This window comes from Lentzea aerocolonigenes (assembly GCF_000974445.1).
GTDB classification, from domain to species: Bacteria; Actinomycetota; Actinomycetes; order Mycobacteriales; family Pseudonocardiaceae; genus Lentzea; species Lentzea aerocolonigenes.
Genome location: NZ_BBOJ01000032.1, coordinates 63,076 through 84,081, shown reverse-complemented (window position 1 = coordinate 84,081; position 21,006 = coordinate 63,076). Strand labels below are relative to the sequence as shown.

Genomic DNA, 21,006 nt, shown 5'->3' with positions numbered 1-21,006 from the left:
AGCCCCTCAGACCAGTCTGCGATCCGTGGCCCAGCGGGAGAGCTCGTACCGGTTGGAGAGCTGGGTCTTCCGCAGGACGCTCGACACGTGCGTCTCCACCGTTTTCACGCTGATGAACAGCTCGGACGCGATCTCCTTGTAAGCGTAACCACGGGCGAGCAGCCGCAGGACATCGCGTTCCCGCGGGGTCAGCAGGTCGAGCTCCGGGTCGCTGATCGGCGCGGCACCCGGCCGGTCGGCGAACGCGTCCAGCACGAACCCCGCCAGGCGCGGTGAGAAGACCGCGTCGCCCTCACTGACCCGCACGACGGCCTTGACCAGCTCCTGGCTGGAGATCGTCTTCGTGACGTAGCCGCGGGCACCGGCGCGGATGACGTTGATGACGTCCTCCGCCGCGTCCGAGACGGACAGCGCGAGGAACGTGACCTCGGGGATCTTTGTGCGGATCTGGCGCAGCACCTCGGCGCCGCCGCCGTCGGGCATGTGCACGTCCAGCAGCACCACATCCGGCTTGTGGTGCGCGATCCCCGCCACCGCCTCGCCGACGCCGCCGGCCTCGCCGACCACCTCCACCTCGTCGGTGATCGTGTCGAGCTCGGCCCGCACCCCCGCGCGGAACAACGCGTGGTCGTCCACCAGGAACACCCTCACGCTCACGTCCTGGCCTCCGTTTTCCTCGGCATCTCGAGCTGCACCTCGGTCCCCTCTCCCGGAGCCGTGCGCAGTCGCACCTCCCCGCCGTGCCTGGTCATTCTCCCCCGGATGCTCCCCGCGAGGCCATGCCGGTCGTCCGGCACCAGATCGGGGTCGAAGCCCTTGCCGCGGTCGCGCACGAACACCGTGACCTTCTCCGGTTCGACCTCGGCGTAGACGCTGACCTCGGCCACCCCCGCGTGCTTGGCCGCGTTGACCACCGCCTCCTTCGACGCCTGGACCAGCGCGAACATCCCGTCCTCCAGCTCGCAGTCGCCGACGACGACCTGGGAGACGGCGATGGCGAAGTCGTCCTCGACCTCCGCGCACACCTGGGCGATCGCCACGCTGATCGAGTGCGGCTGCTCGCCCACCTCGCGGCCGTACAGCCAGCTGCGCAGCTCGCGCTCCTGGCTGCGGGCGAGCCGCTTGACCTCCCGCGACGACTCGGACTGCTTCTGGATGAGCGCGAGCGTCTGCAGCACGGAGTCGTGCAGGTGGGCGGCGATCTCGGCGCGTTCCTCCGTCCGGATGCGGGCGCGGCGTTCCGCGTCCAGGTCGCGCACCAGCCGCATCCACAACGGCACGGTCAGCACGGCCACGCCGGCCAGCGTCGCGACCACGGAGAGCACGACGGTCGACAGGTTCTGCACGGAGTCGTTGACGACCAGGAACGCGGCGACCCCCGCCACGACCAGAGCGCCTCCCGCCACCGTCCGCACGATCCCCGTCTTCCCCTGCGCGAACGCCCCGTCCTTCCAGCGACGCCGCTGTGCCTCGTCAGCCTCGCGCCACACGACCGCGGCGCCCACGAGTGCGATGGCGATCGGGCCGGTGATCCAGCCGCTCCACGCCCCGTTGAGCAGTCCGGTGAACACCGCGACGCCGATGCCGAGAGCGGCGAGGCCCACGGCCTGCTGCCACTCCTTGCGGTCCTCGTCGGTCTCCGGTTCCGCCACCGTCGACTGCGGGACGAACATCCAGAGCAGTCCGTAGGCGATGATCCCGATCCCGCTGAAGGCGGCGGCCACGGCGAAGACCGCGCGCACCCAGAAGACGGGTGCGCCCAGGTGGTCCGCCAGTCCGCTCGCGACGCCCGCGACCACCCGGCCGGTGCGTCGACGGCGCATCGGCTCAATCCGTGCACTCACCATCCGATCGTCACACGTCCCGGCGAGTTGTTCATCAGGGATGACCCCGGTTCCGCGAATCAGGGCTGGTCCCTGATGTGGTTCCAGGCGTGACAGCGCAACCTTGTCAACGTGAGCGGGACTGAGAAGGCGTTGCAGGGCGTGGCGGACACGCTCAGAGAGTTCTGGGCCCACCGTCCGGTGCGGCCCCGCGCAGGCCGCAAGCTCGGAGGCGTTGCCACCGGGATCGCGCTGCGCTACCAGATCGACCCGGTGATCGTGCGGATCGCGTTCGTCGCGCTCGCGCTGTCCGGCGGGGTCGGCCTGCCGATGTACCTGCTGGGCTGGCTGGTGCTGCCGGAGGAGGGCGACGAGGTCTCGCCGCTGGAGTCGCTGATCAACAAGGGCCACAGCTCGATGTCCCAGGCCCAGACGGTGCTGCTGGGCATCCTGCTGTTCCCCGCGTTCGCGTTCACGGTCGGAAGCGGCGGGTTCCAGGTCTTCGTGACGCTGGCGGCGTCGGTCGCGTGCATCTACCTGCTGCAGAAGAACCGCGGGCACCTGGCGCCGGCCACGCTCGTCGAGCCGCCGCCCGTGACACCGGTGCCGGGGGCGCCGGCCTGGGACCCGCTGGGGGCCGCACCGTTCGCGTGGGACCTGCCTGAACCGGCTCCGCGACCGCAACCTCCCGCACCCCGTCCGCGCAAGCCGCGCGTCGGCCTGGCGACGCTGGGAGTGGCGACGCTGGTGGTCGCCGGGTCGGCGATCGCGGGGGTCTGGTCGCCGTGGTTCACCGCGCCGCACGTCATCGGCCTGGTGATCGCGGTGCTGGCGGCGGGCCTGCTGATCGGGTCGTTCACCGGTGGCGGGCGCGGCCTGATCTGGATGCTGGTCCCGCTGTCCGTGATCGGGTTCGGCATGACCACGATCAGCTTCAACGGTCCCACCGACTTCGGCGACATCTCGCCGACGCCGAAGACCATCGCCGAGGTCAAGGGCCGGTACGAGGTCAGCGTCGGCAGCGTGAAGCTCGACCTGCGCGAGCTGCCGAACTCCGGTTCGGTGACGACCGCGGTGGAGGCGAATCTCGGCGAACTGGTCGTGCACGTGCCGAAGAACGCCGACGTGACGTTCCGGTGCGAGGCCACGTCCATCGGCGAGCTCAACTGCCTCGACCGGAGGGCCGACGGCGGCAGCGTCCAGGTCGACGGCACGGATCTCGGCGCGGACGGCGAAGGCGGGTTGAAGATCGACCTGGACGTTCTGACGAACGTCGGAGAGGTGAAGGTGCTCCGTGACTGAGCCGGTGATGCGCAGGCGGATCGACCCGCTGGGCCTGGTCTTCGGGATCGGTGGCGGACTGATGGCGGCCTACGTGCTGAGCAACGGGACGTTCTGGTTCGACTTCCGGTGGGCGCTGGGAGGAACGGCCATCGTGGTCGGCGTGGTGCTGCTGACCAACTCGTTGAGACGGAAGTCCCCGAAATGAGAAAAGGCCCCGGGAGACCGGGGCCTTTTCACGTCACTCCCACTCGATGGTGCCCGGCGGCTTCGACGTCACGTCCAGCACCACGCGGTTGACCTCGGCCACCTCGTTGGTGATCCGGGTCGAGATCCGCTCCAGCACCTCGTACGGCAGGCGCGTCCAGTCCGCGGTCATCGCGTCCTCGGATGACACCGGGCGCAGCACGATCGGGTGGCCGTAGGTGCGGCCGTCGCCCTGCACACCGACGCTGCGGACGTCCGCGAGCAGCACGACCGGGCACTGCCAGATCTGCCGGTCGAGGCCGGCGAGAGTCAGCTCCTCGCGGGCGATGGCGTCGGCCTGGCGCAACGTGTCCAGGCGGTCCTGGGTGACCTCGCCGATGATCCGGATGCCGAGGCCGGGGCCGGGGAACGGCTGGCGCTGCACGATCGTCTCGGGCAGGCCCAGCTCGGTGCCGACGCGGCGCACCTCGTCCTTGAACAGCGCGCGCAGCGGCTCGACCAGCTCGAACTGCAGGTCGTCCGGCAGGCCGCCGACGTTGTGGTGCGACTTGATGTTCGCGGTGCCCGCGCCGCCGCCGGACTCGACGACGTCCGGGTACAGCGTGCCCTGCACCAGGAAGCGGTAGTCGCCCTCGGCCTTGAGGTCGCGCTCGGCCTGCTCGAACACGCGGATGAACTCGCGGCCGATGATCTTGCGCTTCTCCTCCGGGTCCGTGACGCCGGCCAGCGCGTTCAGGAACCGCTCGCGGGCGTCGACGGTCACCAGGTTGATGCCCGTGGCGGCCACGTAGTCGCGCTCGACCTGGGCGCGCTCACCGGAGCGCAGCAGACCGTGGTCGACGAAGACGCACGTGAGGCGGTCACCGATGGCGCGCTGCACGAGGGCCGCGGCCACGGCGGAGTCGACGCCGCCGGACAGGCCGCAGATCGCCTTGCCGTCACCGATCTGCTCGCGGATGCGGGTGACCTGTTCGTCCACGATGGACGACGTGGTCCACTGCGGACGGATGCCCGCGATCTCGTGCAGGAACCGGCGCAGCACCTCCTGGCCGTGCGGCGAGTGGTGCACCTCCGGGTGGTACTGCACACCGGCGAAGCGGCGCTCGGTGTCCTCGAACGCGGCGACCGGGGCGCCCTCGCTGGTCGCGGTGACCGTGAAGCCCTCCGGCGCCTTGGTGACGGCGTCGCCGTGGCTCATCCACACGGGGTGGCTGCCGGGCAGCTCCTCGTGCAGCGAGCCGCCCGCACCCGTGACGCCGAGCTCGGTGCGGCCGTACTCGCGGGTGCCGGTCTGTTCGACCGCGCCACCGAGTGCGCGCGCCATGGCCTGGAACCCGTAGCAGATGCCGAAGACCGGGACGCCGGTCTCGAACAGCTTCGGGTCGACCTGCGGCGCGCCCTCCTCGTAGACGCTCGACGGGCCACCGGACAGAACGATGGCCAGCGGGTTCTTGTCGAGGATCTCGCTCACCGTCGCGGTGTGCGGGACCACCTCGGAGTAGACCTGGGCCTCGCGCACGCGGCGGGCGATCAGCTGCGCGTACTGGGCGCCGAAGTCGACGACGAGAACAGGGCGGTTGCTGGTGTCGGACACGTCGCCAAGGATGTCATGCGTGGACGGGGAGCTGCTGACCGGTGGCGGGCTGAACCAGGTGTTCAGGGTGGGTGAGGCGGTGCGCAGGCCCGCCGGTCCGTGGGCGCCGCGGGTGCACGAGCTGTTGCGGCACTTGGCACCGCTGGGGATCGCGCCCGTTCCGCTCGGGCTCGACGAGGACCACGAGCTGCTCAGCTACCTGCCCGGTGACGTTGGCCACGTGTTTCCGTCCGACGACGCGTCGTTGATCGAGTCGGCCCGGATGCTGCGCCGGCTGCACGACGCCACGCTCGATCTGGTGGACGTGCGCGACGGGTGGCAACACCCCGCCAGGGAACCGGTCGAGGTGGTGCTGCACGGCGACTTCGCGCCGTACAACACGACGTATCGAGACGGCCTGCCCGTCGGGATCTTCGACTTCGACTCCGCCCATCCGGGACCGCGCTGGTGGGACGTCAGCTGGGCCATCATCCAGTTCGTGTTCGGGCTGCCCCACGAGCGCGAACGGCGTGCGCTGCTGTTCTGCGAGGCCTACGGGTGCGACTACGACGACGAACACGTCCTCACCCGCCTGGACGACGCGATCCGGACCATTCGCGAGCATCCGGCGTTCGTGAAGCAACGCGCGGAACGCCACGATCTTCATTACCGCGGGCTCATCGAGTACGTGCAGGCCAACAGGGCTTAACGTGATCCCATGGACGCGTTCACGCCGCAACCCAGGCCGTGCTGGATCGCCGGCCGCCCCGAGCAGGGCGAGCAGGCGTTAGAGGTCTCCCACCCGTTCGACGGCACCGAGGTCGCCTCGGTCGCCGTACCGGGCAGAGACCAGGTCGAACGTGCGGTGGCGGCGGCTCACGCGGTGGCGAAGCAGTTCCGGCGAACACCGGCGCACGTGCGGGCCGAGGCACTGCTGAAGGTGTCGAGGACGCTGGCCGAACGCGCGGAGGAGATCGCCGAGACGATCACCGCGGAGAACGGCAAGCCGCTCAAGTGGGCCGAGATCGAGGTCTCGCGCGCGGTCAACACGTTCCGGTTCGCCGCGGAGGAGGCCCGCAGGTTCACCGGTGGGCTGCAGCGGCTCGACACCGACGCGAACGGCGTCGGGCGGATGGCGATCGTCCGGCAGGTCCCGCGCGGGCCGGTGCTCGCCGTGGCGCCGTTCAACTTCCCCCTCAACCTGGTGGCGCACAAGGTCGCGCCGGCTCTCGCGGTGGGTGCGCCGGTGATCGTGAAGCCGGCTTCGGCAACACCTCTGAGCGCGTTGCTGCTCGGCGAGATCCTGGCCGAGACCGATCTGCCGGAGGGCGCGTTCTCGATCCTTCCCGTGCGGGGCAAGGACATGGACGCTCTCGTCAAGGACGAACGGCTGCCGGTCATCTCGTTCACCGGCTCGACGAAGGTCGGCTGGTCGCTGATGGAGGCCGCGCCGCGCAAGCACGTCGTGATGGAGCTGGGTTCCAACGCGGCCGCGATCATCTGTCCCGACTGGACGGACCTGGACCACGCGGCGCAGCGCATCGCGACGTTCGGCAACTACCAGGCCGGGCAGTCGTGCATCGCCGTGCAGCGGGTGATCGTCGACCGCTCGAAGGCGGAGGAGTTCGTGCCGAAGCTGGTGGAGGCGGTCGGCACGTTGAAGACCGGCGACCCGCACGACCCCGAGGTCGAGGTCGGCCCGCTGGTCGACGAGGACAACGCCCGGCGCGTCGAGGAGTGGGTCCACATGGCCACCGACGCGGGCGCGAAGGTGCTGCTCGGCGGCAAGCGGACGGGCACGACGGTCGAGCCGACCGTGCTGACCGACGTGCCGAGGACCGCGAAGGTGTGGACCGAGGAGATCTTCGGGCCGGTGCTCGTGGTGTCGGTGGCCGACGGTGTCGAGGACGCGTTCGCGCAGGCCAACGACACCAAGTACGGCCTGCAGGCCGGGGTGTTCACCCGTGACGTGCAGGTGGCGTTCGAGGCTGCCGCCGAGCTCGAGGTCGGCGGCGTGATCATCGGGGACGTGCCGTCCTACCGCGCCGACCAGATGCCGTACGGCGGCGTGAAGGGCTCGGGCACCGGACGTGAGGGCGTCCGGTCCGCGATGGAGGACTTCACCGAGGAACGCATCACCGTGCTGACCGGCATTCAGCTGTAGCCCAACGCCCGGCGCCGCACGTCGTCGCTGTCCTCGCCGGCGACGTGGCCGTCGGGCCTGATCACGCGCCCGTCCGCGACCGTGAAGCCCGGTCCGGCGGCGCGTGACCCGGCGATCAGCTCGCCGCCGTCGGTCGTCAGCGGCGAGTCGGTGTAGGCGAACGGCGTGAAGAGCTTGCCCGAGTCGATGCCTTCACCTGTTTCGAGCGCGCGTTGCCTGCGCTCTCGTTCTTCCGCGGTGCCCGGGACGAGGAACCGCATGGTGTCGCCGGTGATGCGCAGGTTCTCGTCGGCGGCGGCACCGCGTTCGACGTCGTAGGACGCCAGCAGCCCCGGTCCTGCCTCGCCCCGCCGGTTGAAGACGATCTTCCACGCCGCGTTGTCGGCGTCGCAGATCCCGGAGTTCAGGCCGCGGGCGCCGAACGGGCTCATCACGTGGGCGGCGTCGCCTGCGAGCAGGATCCGGCCTGCTCGCAGGGTTCTCGCGCGGCGCTGGTGGAAGCGGTAGGTGGACTGCCAGACGACCTCGTACGGCTTGTCGCCGACGATCGCACGGATGTGGTCATCGGTGAGCTGGACGTCCTCCGCCACCTGCCAGTCGATGCGCCAGACGCCCTTCGGTTGCGGGTGCAGGAGGACCTGGCGCCTGGGGTTCCAGGGCGGGTCGAAGTAGAAGCGGCGTTCGGGCGTCTCGAAGTCCAGGTCGACGCGGACGTCGGCGATGATGAACCTGTCCTCGAACGAGAAGCCGTCGAACGGGATGTCCAGCAGCTGCCTGACCGTGGAGTGCACGCCGTCCGCCGCGATGCAGTGCGTGGCTCTGATTCCGTCCTGAGTGGACACTCCCTCGTCGTCCTGGGTGAGGCCGGTGAGGGCGTGCCCGTAACGGAGTTCGATGAGCGGTTCGGCGCGGACGCGTTCTTCGAGGAGCTGCTCGACGACGGTCTGCGGGGTGTTCACGAACGGCGGGAAACCCTCGGCCTCGGGGAAGGTCAGGGTCAGCACCTCGCGATCGCGGTAGTAGGTGCGGCCGGTGTACCAGGTGACACCCGCGTCGGCGACGGCCTGGCCGACACCGATGCGTTCCAGGATCTCCAGCACGTCGCGGTGCACGCAGATCGAGCGGCTGCCCTGCTCGTTGCGGTGCTCGGCCTTCTCCAGGACCACGCTCGGGACTCCCGCGCGGGCCAGGAACAGGGCCGCGGTGAGCCCGACGGGTCCGGCGCCGACGACGAGGACCGTCATTGCAGGGCGTCCCAGACGGCGCGGTCGCGTTCGGCGGTCCAGATCTCCGGCCAGTCCTTGCCGTCGCACTCGTCCCAGTAGCGCTTCACGTCGAACGGCAGGCAGTGCTCGAAGATCGGCCACCGCCCGTACCGGCCCACGAGCGTCCGGTGCGCCAGCTCGAACGCCTGCTTGAGCGTGCCGCCCTCCGCGTGAACCCCGCCGACCGTGCGGCGCAGCTCGTTGAGGAAGTGCCTGCTCTGGTTGATCGCCGCCTCGACCTCGATGCGGTCGCGCGCGACCTTGCCGCGCCCGCCGACCAGCACCTCGGCACCCAGGTCCTCGATCTCGTCCAAAGTGGACGTCGCCCACTCGTCGTGGAACGCGTCACCGGTGTAGAGCGCGGCCTGCGACTCGACCAGGTCGCCCGCGAACAGGATGCGTTGCTGCGGCAGCCACGCCACGATGTCGCCCGCGGTGTGCCCGCGGCCGAGGTGCTGGAGCACGAGGTCGCCGCGCTCGCCGCCGAGCGGGATCGACATCCGGTCGGAGAACGTGAGCGTGGGCCAGGTCAGGCCGGGGATCTCCTCGGGCTTCTCGAACAGCCGCGGCATGCGGCCGAACTCGCTCTCCCAGTCCTGCTGCCCGCGTTCGGCGATCAGCACGCGCGTCATCTCGTGCGCGACGATCTCCTGGGCGTCGAACGCGCTGGCGCCGAGCGTGCGGACGGCGTGGTAGTGGCTGAGCACGAGGTAGCGGATCGGCTTCTTCGTGTACTCGCGGAGCTGCGCGAGCCACCGGCGCGCGGCCGCGGGGGTGGCACGCGCCTCGAAGCAGATCAGGAAGTCCTCGGCCTCGATCGCCCCGACGTTGGGGTCGCCTTCGGCGGTCAGGGTGTAGACGCCCTCGGCGAGCTCGACGAAGACCTCGTCCTTCGGGGCGAGGTCCGCGCTGGAGGCAAAAGGCTTTTTGGCCATGCCTCCACCGTGTCAGGACGCCTTCACGATCGGCAACCGCAATGCGGCTGGAGCTTGATCGGGAACCGCCGGGTTCTTCGGCTTGGCCGGGTTGATCCGCTTGTAGGGCTGGTCCTGGGCGGGTCGCTGGTCCTGTTCGCCCTTGTTCGGCCACAGCGAGAACGCCCGCTCGGCCTGCGCGGTGATCGTGAGGCTCGGGTTGACGCCGAGGTTCGCACTGATCGCCGCACCGTCCACAACGGACAGTCCGGGGTAGTTGAAGACGCGGTGGTAGGGGTCGATCACGCCGCCGTCCTGACTGTCGGAGATCGCACAACCGCCGATGAAATGCGCGGTCAGCGGGATGTTGAACAGCTCACCCCACGTTCCGCCGGCCATGCCGTCGATGTGCTTGGCCGCCAGCAGGTTCGCCTGGTGCCCGGCGGGGATGAACGCCGGGTTGGGCTCGCCGTGCCCCTGCTTGCTGGTGAGCTTGCCGCGCTTGAGGAACGTGGTGATGGAGTTGTCCAGGCTCTGCATGACCAGCAGGATCACGGTCCGCTCGCTCCACCGGTGCACGCTGAGCAGCCTTGCCAGCCGCATCGGGTGCCTGATCGCCTGCTTGATGAACTGCAGCCACCGCGGGGTGCTCGCCGCGCCGTCCGTGGCGAGGGTCTGCAGCATGCCCATGGCGTTGCTGCCCTTGCCGTACCGGACGGGTTCGATGTGCGTGATCTCGTCGGGGTGGATGGAACTCGTGATCGCAACGCCCTTGGTGAAGTCGTTCTCGGGGTCGACCGTGTACCGCGCCGCGCCGATGATCGACTCGGAGTTGGTGCGGGTGAGCTCGCCGAGCTTGTCCGAGATCTTCGGCAGGGTGCTCGCCTTGGCCTTGTGGAGGAGCTGCTGCGTGCCCCACGTGCCGGCGGCGACGACGACCTGGTCGGCGGTGAAGGACTTGGTGGCTCGCCCACCGGTCATCTTGGTGTCGATGGTCCACTTGCCGTCGTGCTCGTGGAGCTTCGTCACCGTGGTCAGTGGGAAGACCTGCGCGCCCAGCTTCTCCGCGAGGTAGAGGTAGTTCTTGACCAGCGTGTTCTTGGCGCCGACCCGGCACCCCGACATGCAGCTGCCGCACTCGGTGCACCCTGTCCGCTGCGGCCCGGCACCACCGAAGTAGGGATCGTCAGCGGTCTTCCCCGGCTCGCCGAAGAACACCCCGACGGGCGTCGGGTGGTAGCTGTCCTCGACTCCCATGTCCTTCGCGACCTTCTGCATGACGACGTCGCTGGGCGTCGTCGTGGGGTTCGTGACCACCCCGAGCATCCGGCTCGCCTGGTCGTAGAACGGCTCCAGCTCCTCCTGCCAGTCGGTGATGTGCGCCCACTGCCGGTCCTCGTAGAAGGGCTTGAGCGGCCGGTACAAGGTGTTGGCGTAGACGAGACTGCCGCCGCCGACACCGGCGCCGGCCAGCACCATGACGTTGCGCAGAGTGTGGATGCGCTGGATGCCGAAGCACTTGAGCTGCGGCGCCCACAGGTACTTGCGCAGATCCCAGCTGGTCTTGGCGAACTCGTCGTCGGCGAACCGCCTGCCGGCCTCGAGCACCGCGACGCGGTAGCCCTTCTCGGTCAGCCGGAGCGCGGCGACGCTGCCACCGAACCCGGAGCCGACGATGACGACATCGAAGTTACCGGCGAGTTCACCCATGAACCGGAGAGTAGGCGTTACTTCCGGTAACGCCTAGTCCCCGATCGGTTCAGAGGCGGAAGGAGAAGCGACGAAGGCGGTCCAAAGGTCGACCGCCTGCTCGAGGCTCAGGGCCGCCACCTGCTCAACGGGTACACCGGCGGTGTGCACGAGTCGCTGGGCCAGCCAGTCGGGGACCGGCTCCCGCACCACAGGCTCATCGACTGCCACATCCCCTGCGAGACGGCCGAGCCTGCCGATCACGTCCGCCAGCCTGGCCAGCGTGGAATCCTCGTCCGCCAGTGCGGCGACCCGCGCCGACGCTTCGGCGTAGACCTCGGCGTCCGAGCGCACGCCCACGCACCAGACTTCACAGACCTCGACAGCACCGTCAGCGGTGATCCGATAGACCACTCGCCAGTGATTGCGCCCCACGACCAGCTTGCGAAAGCCGGTCAGATCACCACCGAGTGGATGACCCGCCTGCGGGTTGTCGAACAGGATCTGAATCTTCTTGAGCACCTTGGGCACGACGTCCGGCCCAAGCCGACGCAGGTCATCGACAGCAGCGTCGGTGAACAGGACCTCAGCCATCGAGCGAGTCGTCGTCCTCCACCGCTGCCAACGATTCACGTGTGTGCCCGAACGCCGCGAGGACCTCGTCGAAGGAGGTGCGACGGCCCGAGTCCTCCGCCGACCGCGCGAGCACGAGCGCCAGATCTCTCAGATCGGCTGCCGCCTCGTCGATCTCAGCCAGCCTGCTCACCGGTACGACCGCGGCCACCGGACGACTGTGCCTCGTGACGACCACCGGGCCACCCTGCTCGGCGTCGGCGACCAGACCGGCGACGCCACGCTTGGTGGCCTCGGTGACGGTCAGTTCACGGGCCTCGCCGAAAGTGGTCATGTACGTAACTGTACAGAAAAATGTACAGGTCTACAGGACCAGGCCTTCGATGACCCACACCATGAAGGCCACGACCAGCGCGGTGATCACCACACCACCGCTGATGAACAGGGCGAGCACCTTCCACCCGATGCCGTTCTCGTCCGCGGGCTCCTCGGGCAGGTCGTCGATCTCCGGTTCCTCGACCGCGTCCACGTCGCTGTCACCGAACAAGGCATTCAATTCCACGGTGACAAGGACGCGCGGGGTGGCGGTCAGGTTGCAAGATCAGCTCTGCGACCAGGCGGCGACCGGAAGACTGAGGTAGACGCCCACCTGAGCCAGTCCTGTCGCCTCCTCGACGGCCTCGCACAGGCCGTCGGCCCGGTCCTGGCGGTTCGAGGCGCGGCTTTCGAACCACTTGGACCGCACCTCGACCACCACGTCCATCTCGCTGACGTCGAACTGTCCGCGCGACCGGAAATACAGCTCCACGTCGCCGGGCTGCAGGTCGCCGTCGTAGGGCTCCTCGGGGCACTCCACCGCCACCGAGACGGCGTGCGGGAGCACCTCGGCGAGCTTCCTCAGCACCTTGTGGGGGAGGTTGGGGCGTAGGTGATCTCAACGAGCGGCACGGTTCCAGCAAAGCAGAAGGGCGCGTCCCCGCAGGAACGCGCCCTTCCGGAGCTCACGTCAGCCGCGGATCGTCAGGCCAACCTTCTGGAACTCCTTGAGGTCCGAGTAGCCGGTCTTGGCCATGGCCCTCTTCAGCGCGCCGAACAGGTTCGTCACGCCGCGCGGGTCCGCCGACGGGCCGAACAGCAGCTGGCGCAGGTCCAGCTCCTGGTCCACGGCCTCGGCGACGAGGCTGCGCGGGACCGACGGGTGCGCGGACGAGGCCGTCCAGTACAGGCCCTGGCCCGGTGCCTCGGTCGCGGCGGCGAGGGGTTCGCCGAGCATCACGGCGTCGGCACCGCAGGCGATGGCCTTCGCCACGTCGCCCGAGGTCGTGATGCCGCCGTCGGCGATGACGTGCACGTAGCGGCCGCCGGTCTCGTCGAGGTAGTCGCGGCGGGCGGCTGCGGCGTCGGCGATCGCGGTGGCCATCGGCACGCCGATGCCCAGGACCGAGTCGGTGGTCGTGACGCCCGGCGTGTAGCCGTAGCCGACGATCACGCCCGCCGCGCCGGTGCGCATCAGGTGCATCGCGGTGCGGTAGTCGCCGACACCGCCGGCGATCACCGGGACGTCGAGGTCCGCGATGAACGACTTCAGGTTCAGCGGCTCACCGCCACGCGACACGTGCTCGGCCGAGATGATCGTGCCCTGCACGACCAGGATCTCCACGCCCGCGGCGAGGAGGTCCGGCGTGAGCTCGGCGGCGCGCTGCGGGCTGACGCGGGCCGCGACGGTGACGCCCGACTCGCGGATCTGCTTGATCGCCTCGGCGATCAGGTCCATCCGCAACGGCGCAGCGTGCAGCTCCTGCAGCACCTTCACGGCCGCGGCCGGGTCGTCGCTGTCCTCGGTCGCCTGGACCAGGCGGAACAGCGCCTCGTCCACGTCGCCGTGACGGGCCCAGAGACCCTCGGCGTTGAGCACGCCGAGGCCGCCCAGCTCGCCGACCGCGACCGCCGTGCCCGGCGACACGATCGCGTCGGTCGGGTGGGTGATCAGCGGGATGTCGAAGCGGTAGGCATCGATCTGCCACGTCGTGGAGACGTCCTTCGACGACCTCGTCCGACGGGACGGGATGATCTCGATGTCGTCCAGCTCGTAGGCCCGCCTCGCGGTCCGGCCCATGCCGATCTCGACCAGATCGCGCACCTGTGGTTCCTCTCCAGAGCTCTAGAACAAACCGGACGACTCTAACGGGTGGTGTAGTTCGGGGCCTCGACGGTCATCGTGATGTCGTGCGGGTGCGACTCCTTGAGCCCCGCCGCCGTGATCCGCACGAGCTGCGCGTCCTGCAGTTCGGTGATCGTCCGAGAACCCGTGTAGCCCATCGCCGCCCGCAGGCCGCCGTTGAGCTGGTGCACGACCTGCGACAGCGGGCCGCGGAACGGCGTGCGGCCCTCGATGCCCTCGGGGACGAGCTTGTCCTCGTTGAGCACGTCGTCCTGGAAGTAGCGGTCCTTCGAGTACGACTTGGCGTCGCCGCGGGACTGCATCGCGGCCAGCGAACCCATGCCGCGGTACGTCTTGAACTGCTTGCCGTTGACCAGGATCAGGTCGCCGGGCGCCTCCTGGGTGCCCGCGAGCAGCGAGCCCAGCATCACGGCGGACGCGCCGGCCGCGATGGCCTTGGCGATGTCACCGGAGTACTGGATGCCGCCGTCACCGATGACCGGCACACCGGCCGGGCGGCAGGCCAGCGAGGCCTCGTAGATCGCGGAGATCTGCGGCACACCGACACCGGCGACGACGCGCGTGGTGCAGATCGAGCCGGGGCCGACACCGACCTTCACGCCGTCCGCGCCCGCGTCCACCAGCGCCTGGGCACCGGCACGCGTCGCGATGTTGCCGCCGACGACGTCGACCGAGTCGCCGAGCTCCTTCTTGATGCGGGCGACCATCTCGAGCACGCCGCGCGAGTGGCCGTGCGCCGTGTCGACCATCAGCACGTCCACACCCGCGTCGGCGAGCGTCATCGCGCGCACGAACGAGTCCTCGCCCACACCCACGGCGGCGGCGCAGAGCAGGCGGCCGTCCGGGTCCTTGGTGGCGTTCGGGTACTGCTCGGTCTTCACGAAGTCCTTGACCGTGATCAGGCCCTGGAGCTTGCCGTCACCGTCGACGATGGGCAGCTTCTCGACCTTGTGCCGGCGCAGCAGCCCCAGCGCGGCGTCGGCCGACACGCCGACCTGCGCGGTGACCAGCGGGCCCTTGGTCATGACCTCGCTGACGCGCTTGGTGTGGTCGAGCTCGAACCGCATGTCGCGGTTCGTGATGATGCCCACCAGCTTGTTGCTGGCGTCGGTCACCGGCACACCGGAGATGCGGTAACGGGCGCACAGCGCGTCGACCTCGGCCAGCGTCGCGTCCGGCGAGCAGGTGACCGGGTCGGTGACCATGCCGGCCTCCGACCGCTTCACCGTCTCGGCCTGGCGCGCCTGGTCCTCGACGGACAGGTTGCGGTGCAGCACGCCGATACCGCCCTGACGCGCCATCGAGATCGCCATCCGGCCCTCGGTGACCGTGTCCATGGCGGCGCTGGCCAGCGGAATCTTGAGGGAGATGTTGCGCGAGATCCTGGTGCTCGTGTCGACGGCGCTCGGGACGACGTCCGACTCGGCAGGCAGCAGGAGCACGTCGTCGAAGGTCAGCCCCAGCATGGCGAACTTGCTCGGGACTCCATCAGCGTTGAGCTCGCTGGTCATAGCGGGTGACATGCCTTCCGTCGTGCGGTCTGCGCTCCGCCTGACTTTCGGCGTCCTACGGGTCCAGTTTCCGCAGGCGGAGGCGGTGCTGCCCATGGTATCTGGACGGCCGTGGGGGTACGGCGGGTACCGTGCGGGGTCGTGCCGCAAGACGCGTTGCCACCAGACCCCTTCGCGGGTGACCCCGAGGACCCCGCGCGAGCCCTCGGCGAGCCCGACCACGACCATCCGCCGATGGACGACGACGAACGAGCAGAGCTGGTCAGCGACCTGAGCGACCTCGCCGTCTACCAGGCCCTGCTCGAACACCGCGGGGTGCGCGGCATCGTCGTGGACTGCGGCGAGTGCCAGGAGCCGCACTACCACGACTGGGCCCTGTTACGAGCCTCACTCGAACAGCTGCTCGCCGACGGCAGGATGCGACCGCACGAGCCCGCGTTCGACCCGGATCCCGGCTCCTACGTCAGCTGGGAGTACTGCCGGGGGTACGCGGACGGCGTGACGGCCACCGAGTCGGCCCGCTGACGCGGCTGAGCAGGGCGGGAGTGCGCACGGTGAATCTCCCCACGACCGGCGTGAGCAGGCCAGACCGCACCACACGGGCGAGCAAGCCGGCCCGCGGCCACGAGTGCTCACGCTCGCGGTGACCCTGCCCACCACCTGGGTGAACAGGCCGGCGCGGCGCGACGGCCAGGAGAGCTCACGGCGGCCGTGACCCCCGGCCGAGCGGACCGGGTTCGCGGTGCTGCCGCCGACGGGCCGGTTCTGCGACCAGGAGTGCTCGCGGTGGCCCCGGCCGGTCACATTCCACCCGACGTGTGAACACCCGGACGTGTGAACGGCCCCTGACCTCGAAAGATCAGGGGCCGTTCACAGTGCGTCTCAGTTGGTGCCGGTCTCTCCCACGGTCTGACCCGTACCGGTCGACCCCGGGGTCTGCGATCCGGGCTCCGGGTTGGGCGGCGGCGGTGGCGGCTGCTCACCGTTCGACGTCGGCGGCGGAGGGGTCTCCGAGGACGTCGAGGGGGACGGCTGCGTCGTGGTCGGCTCGGTCGTCGTGGTCGAGGTCGGCGTCGACGGCTGCGTCGTGGGCTTCGGCGGCTTCGGAGTCTTCGTCGTCGAGGGCGGCGAGGTCGTCGAGGTGTTGGTGTCGAGCTCCTTCTCGAGCTCCTTGTGCTTCTCCTCGAGCTGCGCCTTGCCGTCGGCCGTCGAGACGGAGTCCAGGTGGGCCCCGACCTTGTCGAGCTTCTCGCGAGCCTCGTTGACCTTGCCCTCACGCAGGGCGAGGCGGGCCGAGTCGAGGTCGCTGCGCACGATGGCCGCGGCTTCGATCGACTTCGCGTGCTCGGAGTAGAGAACTCGGGTGAGACCCCAGAGCGTGTCGCCGGGCTGGGCGTCGCGGGCCACCAGGCTCACGCCGGTGAAGGCGATGGCCAGGACCGCGGCGGCGCTCGCCAGCGGAATCAGGTAGCGGTGCCTGCTCACCGGCTGCGGGCGGGCAGCCTGGATCGTGGCGATGGCGGTCTCGGTGTCGACGAGCTCGCCGAACGGCGCCGTCTCCACCTCGTTGCGCCACGCCAGCAGCAACGCGTTCAGTTCGTCGTCGACCAAGGAGCCGGCCGCACCCGGTGTCGCGGACCCCAGCGCGTCCAGCAGCCTGTCATCGGCCTGTACAGCCGAAAGATCGTCTGCGACGGGTTCGTGCGGGGTTCTACCGTCCTGTCCGCGCACTTCCTCGTCGTCCTTTCCGTGCTCGTCGGCCACTCAGACCACCTCCTCCGCTGCCAGCGACTTGCGGAGCCGAGCAAGCGCGCGGTGCTGCGCCACCCGGACCGCACCCGGCGTCGAACCGACCGCCTCGGCAGTTTCCTCGGCGGAAAGCCCGACCACCACCCTCAACAGCAGGATCTCCCGCTGCTTCTCCGGCAGGACGCGCAGCAGGACTGCCATCCGGTCGGAGAGTTCGCCCTGCATCGCCCGCTGTTCCGGACCAGCTTCGGTCTCCGGCGCGTCGGGAACTTCGGGAACGGGCTCGGAGCGGTTCCTGGCGGCAGACCGATGTGCATCGGCAACCTTGTGCGCCGCGATCCCGTACACGAACGCGAGGAAGGGCCGACCCTGATCGCGGTAGCTGGGCAATGCCGTGAGCACCGCGAGACACACCTCCTGGGCCACATCGTCCGCCGAAGCGAAGCTTCGCTCCTGCCTTCCAACTCTGGCGCGGCAGTACCGCACCACAAGAGGACGAATGGAGGCCAGCAGGCGTTCGATCGCCTGGCGGTCGCCGTCGACGGCCGCGCCCACTTCGGCGTCCAGTCCGTCCCCCAAGTTGGTCATCGCAGACAACAGCCCTGGTGTTACTTGTTGGCGTACCGACATGAAACAGCACGAGTCACTCACAGCGACCCGATGCATCTGCCTCACCGTACCGGTCTCGGCGCCCTCTGTTCATCAGTGGGGTATGGACACCCCGCGTGACCAGCAGACACGCCCTGACGACATCAGCCCGGCGACATTGTCACCGGGCTGGGCTAAATGCGCGACCCGAAGATTCCACCTCAGGCGCAGGTGAGACGCCTCACGCCACCGGCCCCGCTTCCCCACATGCGGCATATGAGGACGCGGGGCCGGTGCGGCGAGTGCGACTACTGGACGAGGCCTCGCCGGAAGCCGTGCGCGACCGCCTGAGCGCGGTCACGGACACCGAGCTTGCGGAAGAGACGACGGGCGTGCGTCTTCACCGTGTCCTCCGACAGGTAGAGCTCGCGGCCGATCTGACCGTTGCTCTTGCCCTGGCTCATGCCGCGCAGCACCTGGAGCTCGCGCTCCGTCAGCTGCACGCCGGGGTCCGACGGCTGACGCGGCGCGGGCACGGAGGTGCTGGCGAGCGTGTGCGCGAGGGCTGCCACAAGCTCGGGACGCGACGCGTCCCACCTCAGGTAACCGCGGGCACCACCGGCGATGGCGGCGGCGATGCTGCCGGCGTCGTCAGGTGCTCCGAAGACGATGACGTTTGCCTGCGGATTCGCGGAGACGAGCCGACGGGTTGCTTCCACCCCGGTCGGGACGGCGCGCTGGGTTCCCACCAGGACGACGTCGACCGGCTGCCTTGAAAAGCGAGCCAACAACTCGTCACCGTGCGCTACGCAGTCGATGCGGCTAACCCCGGGGACAGCCGACATCACGCGGGTGAGACCCTCCCGCACACTGCGCCGGTCGTCGCAAATAAGGACCGTGGTCACGGGGACTCCTTTCCTGCAGCCGAGTGACGTTCCATCTCCCCTATCGGACGCTCGACGCCCAACCTTGACACGATCCGGTGCTTAATCCGTCAAGAAGTTCTTCTGAGGGTCTGCGTTCGGGGGTTCCCCGGAACGGAGCAGCCCACTCGGCACCCACGGGGAATCAAGAGCGACCTGACGGCTGACGGGATCAGCTCTCCGTAACACGCAGCTCAGAGCCTCCGTCGCCCGGTCGATGGCGACTGCGCCCACCGTGGGGGCATGGCCCACCAGGACAAGAGCGCTCGGCCAGATCAACGGATGAAGCCTCTTCGTGACGCTGTGATTTAGCTCACACTCGACTAGTTCAACGCCTCTTGTCAGGCCGTCGGGTGTCCCCCACACGACCAACGAGGTGCCCAGGACCAGTGCCGACTTGAGCTGGTGACGCAGTGCCTTCCTGCTGGTCGCCACGTCGTACGCCTCCTCGGCGGGGGCGACCGCGGCGTGGGCCCGACCGGACACGAGCTCAACCTCTGCGGATACCCACCCCCTCCGGACCTCAGCCCTCCACGAACCGCCCGTCTCAACACGGGCGAGCAGCCGCCGGGCCTCCTCCGGCCGTCCCGCCCCCAGCGAGTCGGCCGCGAGACCGAGCAGGGCGTCCACACGGGCACCGTCCGCGTCGATCCCGTCGGGGTCGCCGCCGCCGGTTCCCCCGGCGCGGGTGAGGGCGGCACCGTCGAGAGCGCGGGCGAGGTGATGCGCTCCGAGCTGGCGGTGGTGAGAGGCGCGCGTGGACAACGCCAGCGACGCGATCACCGGGTCCGGGTCGTGCCGGAGCGCGTCGAGGACGGTGGCCGCGGCGGCGTAGTGGCCCTGGCCGCCCAGGACGACCGCGGCGAGCCAGCGCACCCGCGAGCTGGACGACGACAACGCCGGCCAGACGTCGAGATCGGGTGAGTCACCGAAGGCGGCCCGGCGCAGCTCCTCTTCCACCGGGGAAGTCTGTCAGGTGACCGCGGCCTCCACGGCCGCCGCGGCATCGGCGAGGTCGTCCACGCGCTCGGCCGGCGCCGTCACCACACCCCGCTGCCAGCCCGGCCCGCCCACGAACAACCGCACCTGCTGCCGGGTGCGCGGCAGTGCCGCAATCACTCCTGGATCGGCGTACCGGGGCAGCTGCGCCCACAGCACCACCGCGGAAGGAGCGGTGCGGCGCACGGCGGCCGCCAGCGCGTCCACCGGCAACGCCGCCCCGAGCTGCCGGACGACCACGCCGCGCTGCGCGAGCTCGGCGGCCAGCGGATAGAGGGGAAGGTTGTGCCTCTCCTCCGGCATGCACGCCAGCAACACGGGCCGATGGTTGCGCCCGAGAGTGACGAGCGGTGTCGCGCGCACGAACGACGCGAGCACGCACTCGTTGAGGAGGTGCTCCACCTCGACCCCGGCGCCGGAGAGCTGCCACCGCGCGGCGACTGCGGTGAGCACCGGGCGCACGACCTCGTTCCAGGTCGCGATCACCCCCTCGGACGCCAGCGCGTCGGCGAGCATGCCCTGCACGGCGATGGAGTCCATCGCGAGCGCCGCGCGCCCGAGTCCGCGCGCCAAACGAGACGCTCCGGGCATTTTCAGTCCGCGGCCACCACCCGATGGTGCGACGGGAACCTCGCCGTGCGTCATCGACGATTTCGAGTCGAGCGCGAAACGGGCCGCCTCGGCCGATGAGGCGCCACGAAGAAGAGCGCGTTGCATCAATTCCAAACGAGCCACGTCCCGCGGCCCGTATTTCCGGTGCCGCCCGGTCGTGTGACCGCTTGGGCCGAGCCCGTAGCGACGGTCCCAGGTGCGAAGGGTGGCGGGAGCCACGCCGAGTCGCCTGGCCACCGCGGCCACTGAGAGAAGGGGCTCACTCGTGTGACCACCGGCAGACCTGTGCTCCGGCTGTGTCATCACGAGAGCCATGTTCCGTTCACCTCATCCGGGCGGCAACTCCGGGCGGTGAGTGATCGAACACGCGTGCCGTCACCCATCAGTTGATTTGGGTCTTCAGCCTCTTGAACAAGTTTTGACGCGGTTCTACGGTGGATCATCGTTAAGCCGAATGGAGCAGTCGTCACGGAGGCGGTCTCGATGGCGGACACCCGAAGGCTCCCCGGTCCCAACGCAGATCTCTGGGACTGGCAGATGCGCGGTTCGTGCCGGGGCATGGACAGCGCGTTCTTCTTCCACCCCGACGGTGAACGGGGTCCGGCGAGAGCACGACGGGAAGCCCGGGCCAAGGCCGTCTGCCTCGCCTGCCCGGTGCTGGAGCTGTGCCGCAAACACGCACTGGCGGTGCAGGAACCCTACGGAATTTGGGGCGGGCTCTCGGAATCGGAGCGCGACCACATCATCAAGGCCCGCAAGCGCCAATTGGCGATCGTTTAACCACAAAAAGCCGGGGCGAACACCGTCGAGGTGCCCGACCCGGCTTTCGTTTGAGCGGAAACCGCGAGTTCGCGTCAGTCGTCCGGTCACCCGCTCACGTCGAAATCGGCGAAGCCCATTTCGGCGTGAGCGAGTCGGCCAGACGGCTGACTTCAAGGCGAACTCGCCGCCGT

Annotated in this window: 23 protein-coding genes; 6 read left to right on the top strand and 17 right to left on the bottom strand. The window is 69.5% G+C overall.

The window, feature by feature from the left end; all coding sequences use genetic code 11:
- Positions 1-6: 6 nt before the first annotated feature.
- Together AOM45_RS43960 and AOM45_RS43955 are read right to left on the bottom strand one after the other, a co-directional pair.
- Positions 7-657, bottom strand: a complete 651-nt coding sequence (locus AOM45_RS43960) for a response regulator (RefSeq protein ID WP_030471971.1) — start codon at positions 655-657, stop codon at positions 7-9.
- Positions 654-1,823 (bottom strand): ATP-binding protein, encoded by a 1,170-nt coding sequence (locus AOM45_RS43955; RefSeq protein WP_372497490.1) that lies wholly within the window; start codon positions 1,821-1,823, stop codon positions 654-656. Before AOM45_RS43955 ends, AOM45_RS43960 begins: the two co-directional genes overlap by 4 nt.
- A gap of 132 nt (positions 1,824-1,955) precedes the next feature.
- Here AOM45_RS43955 and AOM45_RS43950 point away from each other — a divergent pair, with 132 nt between their 5' ends.
- Both AOM45_RS43950 and AOM45_RS43945 read left to right on the top strand, forming a co-directional pair.
- On the top strand, positions 1,956-3,125 hold the full coding sequence (locus tag AOM45_RS43950) for a PspC domain-containing protein (protein ID WP_030472042.1): 1,170 nt from the start codon (positions 1,956-1,958) through the stop codon (positions 3,123-3,125).
- Complete coding sequence (locus AOM45_RS43945; protein ID WP_035912919.1) at positions 3,118-3,312, top strand: hypothetical protein; 195 nt, start codon at positions 3,118-3,120, stop codon at positions 3,310-3,312. The genes AOM45_RS43950 and AOM45_RS43945 overlap by 8 nt, the downstream gene beginning before the upstream one ends.
- Before the next feature lie 33 nt (positions 3,313-3,345).
- Here the strand turns inward: AOM45_RS43945 and guaA are convergent, their stop codons facing one another.
- A complete protein-coding gene (gene guaA, locus AOM45_RS43940; protein WP_030471974.1) occupies positions 3,346-4,905 on the bottom strand; it encodes a glutamine-hydrolyzing GMP synthase in 1,560 nt (519 codons plus the stop codon).
- Positions 4,906-4,924: 19 nt separating this feature from the next.
- Between guaA and AOM45_RS43935 the strand changes: the two genes are divergently transcribed.
- Both AOM45_RS43935 and AOM45_RS43930 read left to right on the top strand, forming a co-directional pair.
- Positions 4,925-5,593: a phosphotransferase family protein gene (locus tag AOM45_RS43935; protein ID WP_162185737.1), complete on the top strand. Its 669-nt coding sequence runs from the start codon at positions 4,925-4,927 to the stop codon at positions 5,591-5,593.
- A 9-nt stretch (positions 5,594-5,602) separates the two neighbouring features.
- The gene (locus AOM45_RS43930; protein WP_030471976.1) at positions 5,603-7,048 is read left to right on the top strand and encodes an aldehyde dehydrogenase family protein; all 1,446 of its coding nucleotides are present in this window, start codon (positions 5,603-5,605) and stop codon (positions 7,046-7,048) included.
- On the opposite strand, the gene AOM45_RS43925 is transcribed toward AOM45_RS43930, so the two are convergent.
- The 9 genes from AOM45_RS43925 to guaB all read right to left on the bottom strand — a co-directional run bounded on the left by AOM45_RS43925 (position 7,039) and on the right by guaB (position 15,182).
- Complete coding sequence (locus AOM45_RS43925; protein WP_051784443.1) at positions 7,039-8,292, bottom strand: FAD-dependent monooxygenase; 1,254 nt, start codon at positions 8,290-8,292, stop codon at positions 7,039-7,041. The two genes, AOM45_RS43930 and AOM45_RS43925, sit on opposite strands and share 10 nt — an antisense overlap.
- Positions 8,289-9,248 (bottom strand): MBL fold metallo-hydrolase, encoded by a 960-nt coding sequence (locus AOM45_RS43920; protein WP_030471978.1) that lies wholly within the window; start codon positions 9,246-9,248, stop codon positions 8,289-8,291. The genes AOM45_RS43925 and AOM45_RS43920 overlap by 4 nt, the downstream gene beginning before the upstream one ends.
- A gap of 12 nt (positions 9,249-9,260) precedes the next feature.
- Positions 9,261-10,937 (bottom strand): FAD-dependent oxidoreductase, encoded by a 1,677-nt coding sequence (locus AOM45_RS43915; protein ID WP_030471979.1) that lies wholly within the window; start codon positions 10,935-10,937, stop codon positions 9,261-9,263.
- A 33-nt stretch (positions 10,938-10,970) separates the two neighbouring features.
- Entirely contained in the window at positions 10,971-11,510 is a 540-nt protein-coding gene (locus tag AOM45_RS43910; RefSeq protein ID WP_030471980.1) for a type II toxin-antitoxin system RelE family toxin, read from the bottom strand.
- Positions 11,503-11,823: a type II toxin-antitoxin system Phd/YefM family antitoxin gene (locus tag AOM45_RS43905; protein WP_030471981.1), complete on the bottom strand. Its 321-nt coding sequence runs from the start codon at positions 11,821-11,823 to the stop codon at positions 11,503-11,505. Before AOM45_RS43905 ends, AOM45_RS43910 begins: the two co-directional genes overlap by 8 nt.
- Positions 11,824-11,853: 30 nt before the next feature.
- Positions 11,854-12,051: a hypothetical protein gene (locus AOM45_RS43900; RefSeq protein ID WP_156094258.1), complete on the bottom strand. Its 198-nt coding sequence runs from the start codon at positions 12,049-12,051 to the stop codon at positions 11,854-11,856.
- Positions 12,052-12,090: 39 nt separating this feature from the next.
- Positions 12,091-12,393, bottom strand: coding sequence for a hypothetical protein (locus tag AOM45_RS43895; RefSeq protein ID WP_236704046.1), 303 nt, complete (start codon positions 12,391-12,393; stop codon positions 12,091-12,093).
- Positions 12,394-12,495: 102 nt separating this feature from the next.
- Entirely contained in the window at positions 12,496-13,629 is a 1,134-nt protein-coding gene (locus AOM45_RS43890; protein ID WP_030471983.1) for a GuaB3 family IMP dehydrogenase-related protein, read from the bottom strand.
- Between the two features lie 41 nt (positions 13,630-13,670).
- Complete coding sequence (gene guaB / locus AOM45_RS43885; RefSeq protein ID WP_030471984.1) at positions 13,671-15,182, bottom strand: IMP dehydrogenase; 1,512 nt, start codon at positions 15,180-15,182, stop codon at positions 13,671-13,673.
- A 141-nt stretch (positions 15,183-15,323) separates the two neighbouring features.
- Here guaB and AOM45_RS43880 point away from each other — a divergent pair, with 141 nt between their 5' ends.
- On the top strand, positions 15,324-15,707 hold the full coding sequence (locus tag AOM45_RS43880; protein WP_030471985.1) for a DUF5319 domain-containing protein: 384 nt from the start codon (positions 15,324-15,326) through the stop codon (positions 15,705-15,707).
- A 357-nt stretch (positions 15,708-16,064) separates the two neighbouring features.
- Here AOM45_RS43880 and AOM45_RS43875 read toward each other — a convergent pair whose 3' ends face one another.
- From AOM45_RS43875 to AOM45_RS43855, 5 genes are all read right to left on the bottom strand, one after another.
- A complete protein-coding gene (locus AOM45_RS43875; RefSeq protein WP_051784444.1) occupies positions 16,065-16,946 on the bottom strand; it encodes an anti-sigma-D factor RsdA in 882 nt (293 codons plus the stop codon).
- On the bottom strand, positions 16,947-17,519 hold the full coding sequence (locus AOM45_RS43870; protein ID WP_030471987.1) for a sigma-70 family RNA polymerase sigma factor: 573 nt from the start codon (positions 17,517-17,519) through the stop codon (positions 16,947-16,949).
- A gap of 308 nt (positions 17,520-17,827) precedes the next feature.
- Positions 17,828-18,424, bottom strand: a complete 597-nt coding sequence (locus AOM45_RS43865; protein ID WP_030471988.1) for a response regulator transcription factor — start codon at positions 18,422-18,424, stop codon at positions 17,828-17,830.
- 81 nt (positions 18,425-18,505) lie between these two features.
- Positions 18,506-19,402: a hypothetical protein gene (locus tag AOM45_RS43860; RefSeq protein ID WP_051784445.1), complete on the bottom strand. Its 897-nt coding sequence runs from the start codon at positions 19,400-19,402 to the stop codon at positions 18,506-18,508.
- 12 nt (positions 19,403-19,414) lie between these two features.
- A complete protein-coding gene (locus AOM45_RS43855; protein WP_051784452.1) occupies positions 19,415-20,356 on the bottom strand; it encodes a MerR family transcriptional regulator in 942 nt (313 codons plus the stop codon).
- A 180-nt stretch (positions 20,357-20,536) separates the two neighbouring features.
- On the opposite strand from AOM45_RS43855, the gene AOM45_RS43850 reads away from it, so the two are divergent.
- The gene (locus AOM45_RS43850) at positions 20,537-20,833 is read left to right on the top strand and encodes a WhiB family transcriptional regulator (protein ID WP_030471991.1); all 297 of its coding nucleotides are present in this window, start codon (positions 20,537-20,539) and stop codon (positions 20,831-20,833) included.
- Positions 20,834-21,006 lie beyond the last annotated feature (173 nt).

Coding starts and splice junctions, on each gene's coding strand:
- AOM45_RS43930 (WP_030471976.1), top strand. CDS start 5,603: ATGGACGCGTTCACGCCGCAACCCAGGCCGTGCTGGATCGCCGGCCGC.
- guaB (WP_030471984.1), bottom strand. CDS start 15,182: ATGACCAGCGAGCTCAACGCTGATGGAGTCCCGAGCAAGTTCGCCATG.
- AOM45_RS43915 (WP_030471979.1), bottom strand. CDS start 10,937: ATGGGTGAACTCGCCGGTAACTTCGATGTCGTCATCGTCGGCTCCGGG.
- AOM45_RS43905 (WP_030471981.1), bottom strand. CDS start 11,823: ATGACCACTTTCGGCGAGGCCCGTGAACTGACCGTCACCGAGGCCACC.
- AOM45_RS43955 (WP_372497490.1), bottom strand. CDS start 1,823: ATGCGCCGTCGACGCACCGGCCGGGTGGTCGCGGGCGTCGCGAGCGGA.
- AOM45_RS43920 (WP_030471978.1), bottom strand. CDS start 9,248: ATGGCCAAAAAGCCTTTTGCCTCCAGCGCGGACCTCGCCCCGAAGGAC.
- AOM45_RS43925 (WP_051784443.1), bottom strand. CDS start 8,292: ATGACGGTCCTCGTCGTCGGCGCCGGACCCGTCGGGCTCACCGCGGCC.
- AOM45_RS43910 (WP_030471980.1), bottom strand. CDS start 11,510: ATGGCTGAGGTCCTGTTCACCGACGCTGCTGTCGATGACCTGCGTCGG.
- AOM45_RS43855 (WP_051784452.1), bottom strand. CDS start 20,356: ATGACACAGCCGGAGCACAGGTCTGCCGGTGGTCACACGAGTGAGCCC.
- AOM45_RS43850 (WP_030471991.1), top strand. CDS start 20,537: ATGGCGGACACCCGAAGGCTCCCCGGTCCCAACGCAGATCTCTGGGAC.
- AOM45_RS43870 (WP_030471987.1), bottom strand. CDS start 17,519: ATGACCAACTTGGGGGACGGACTGGACGCCGAAGTGGGCGCGGCCGTC.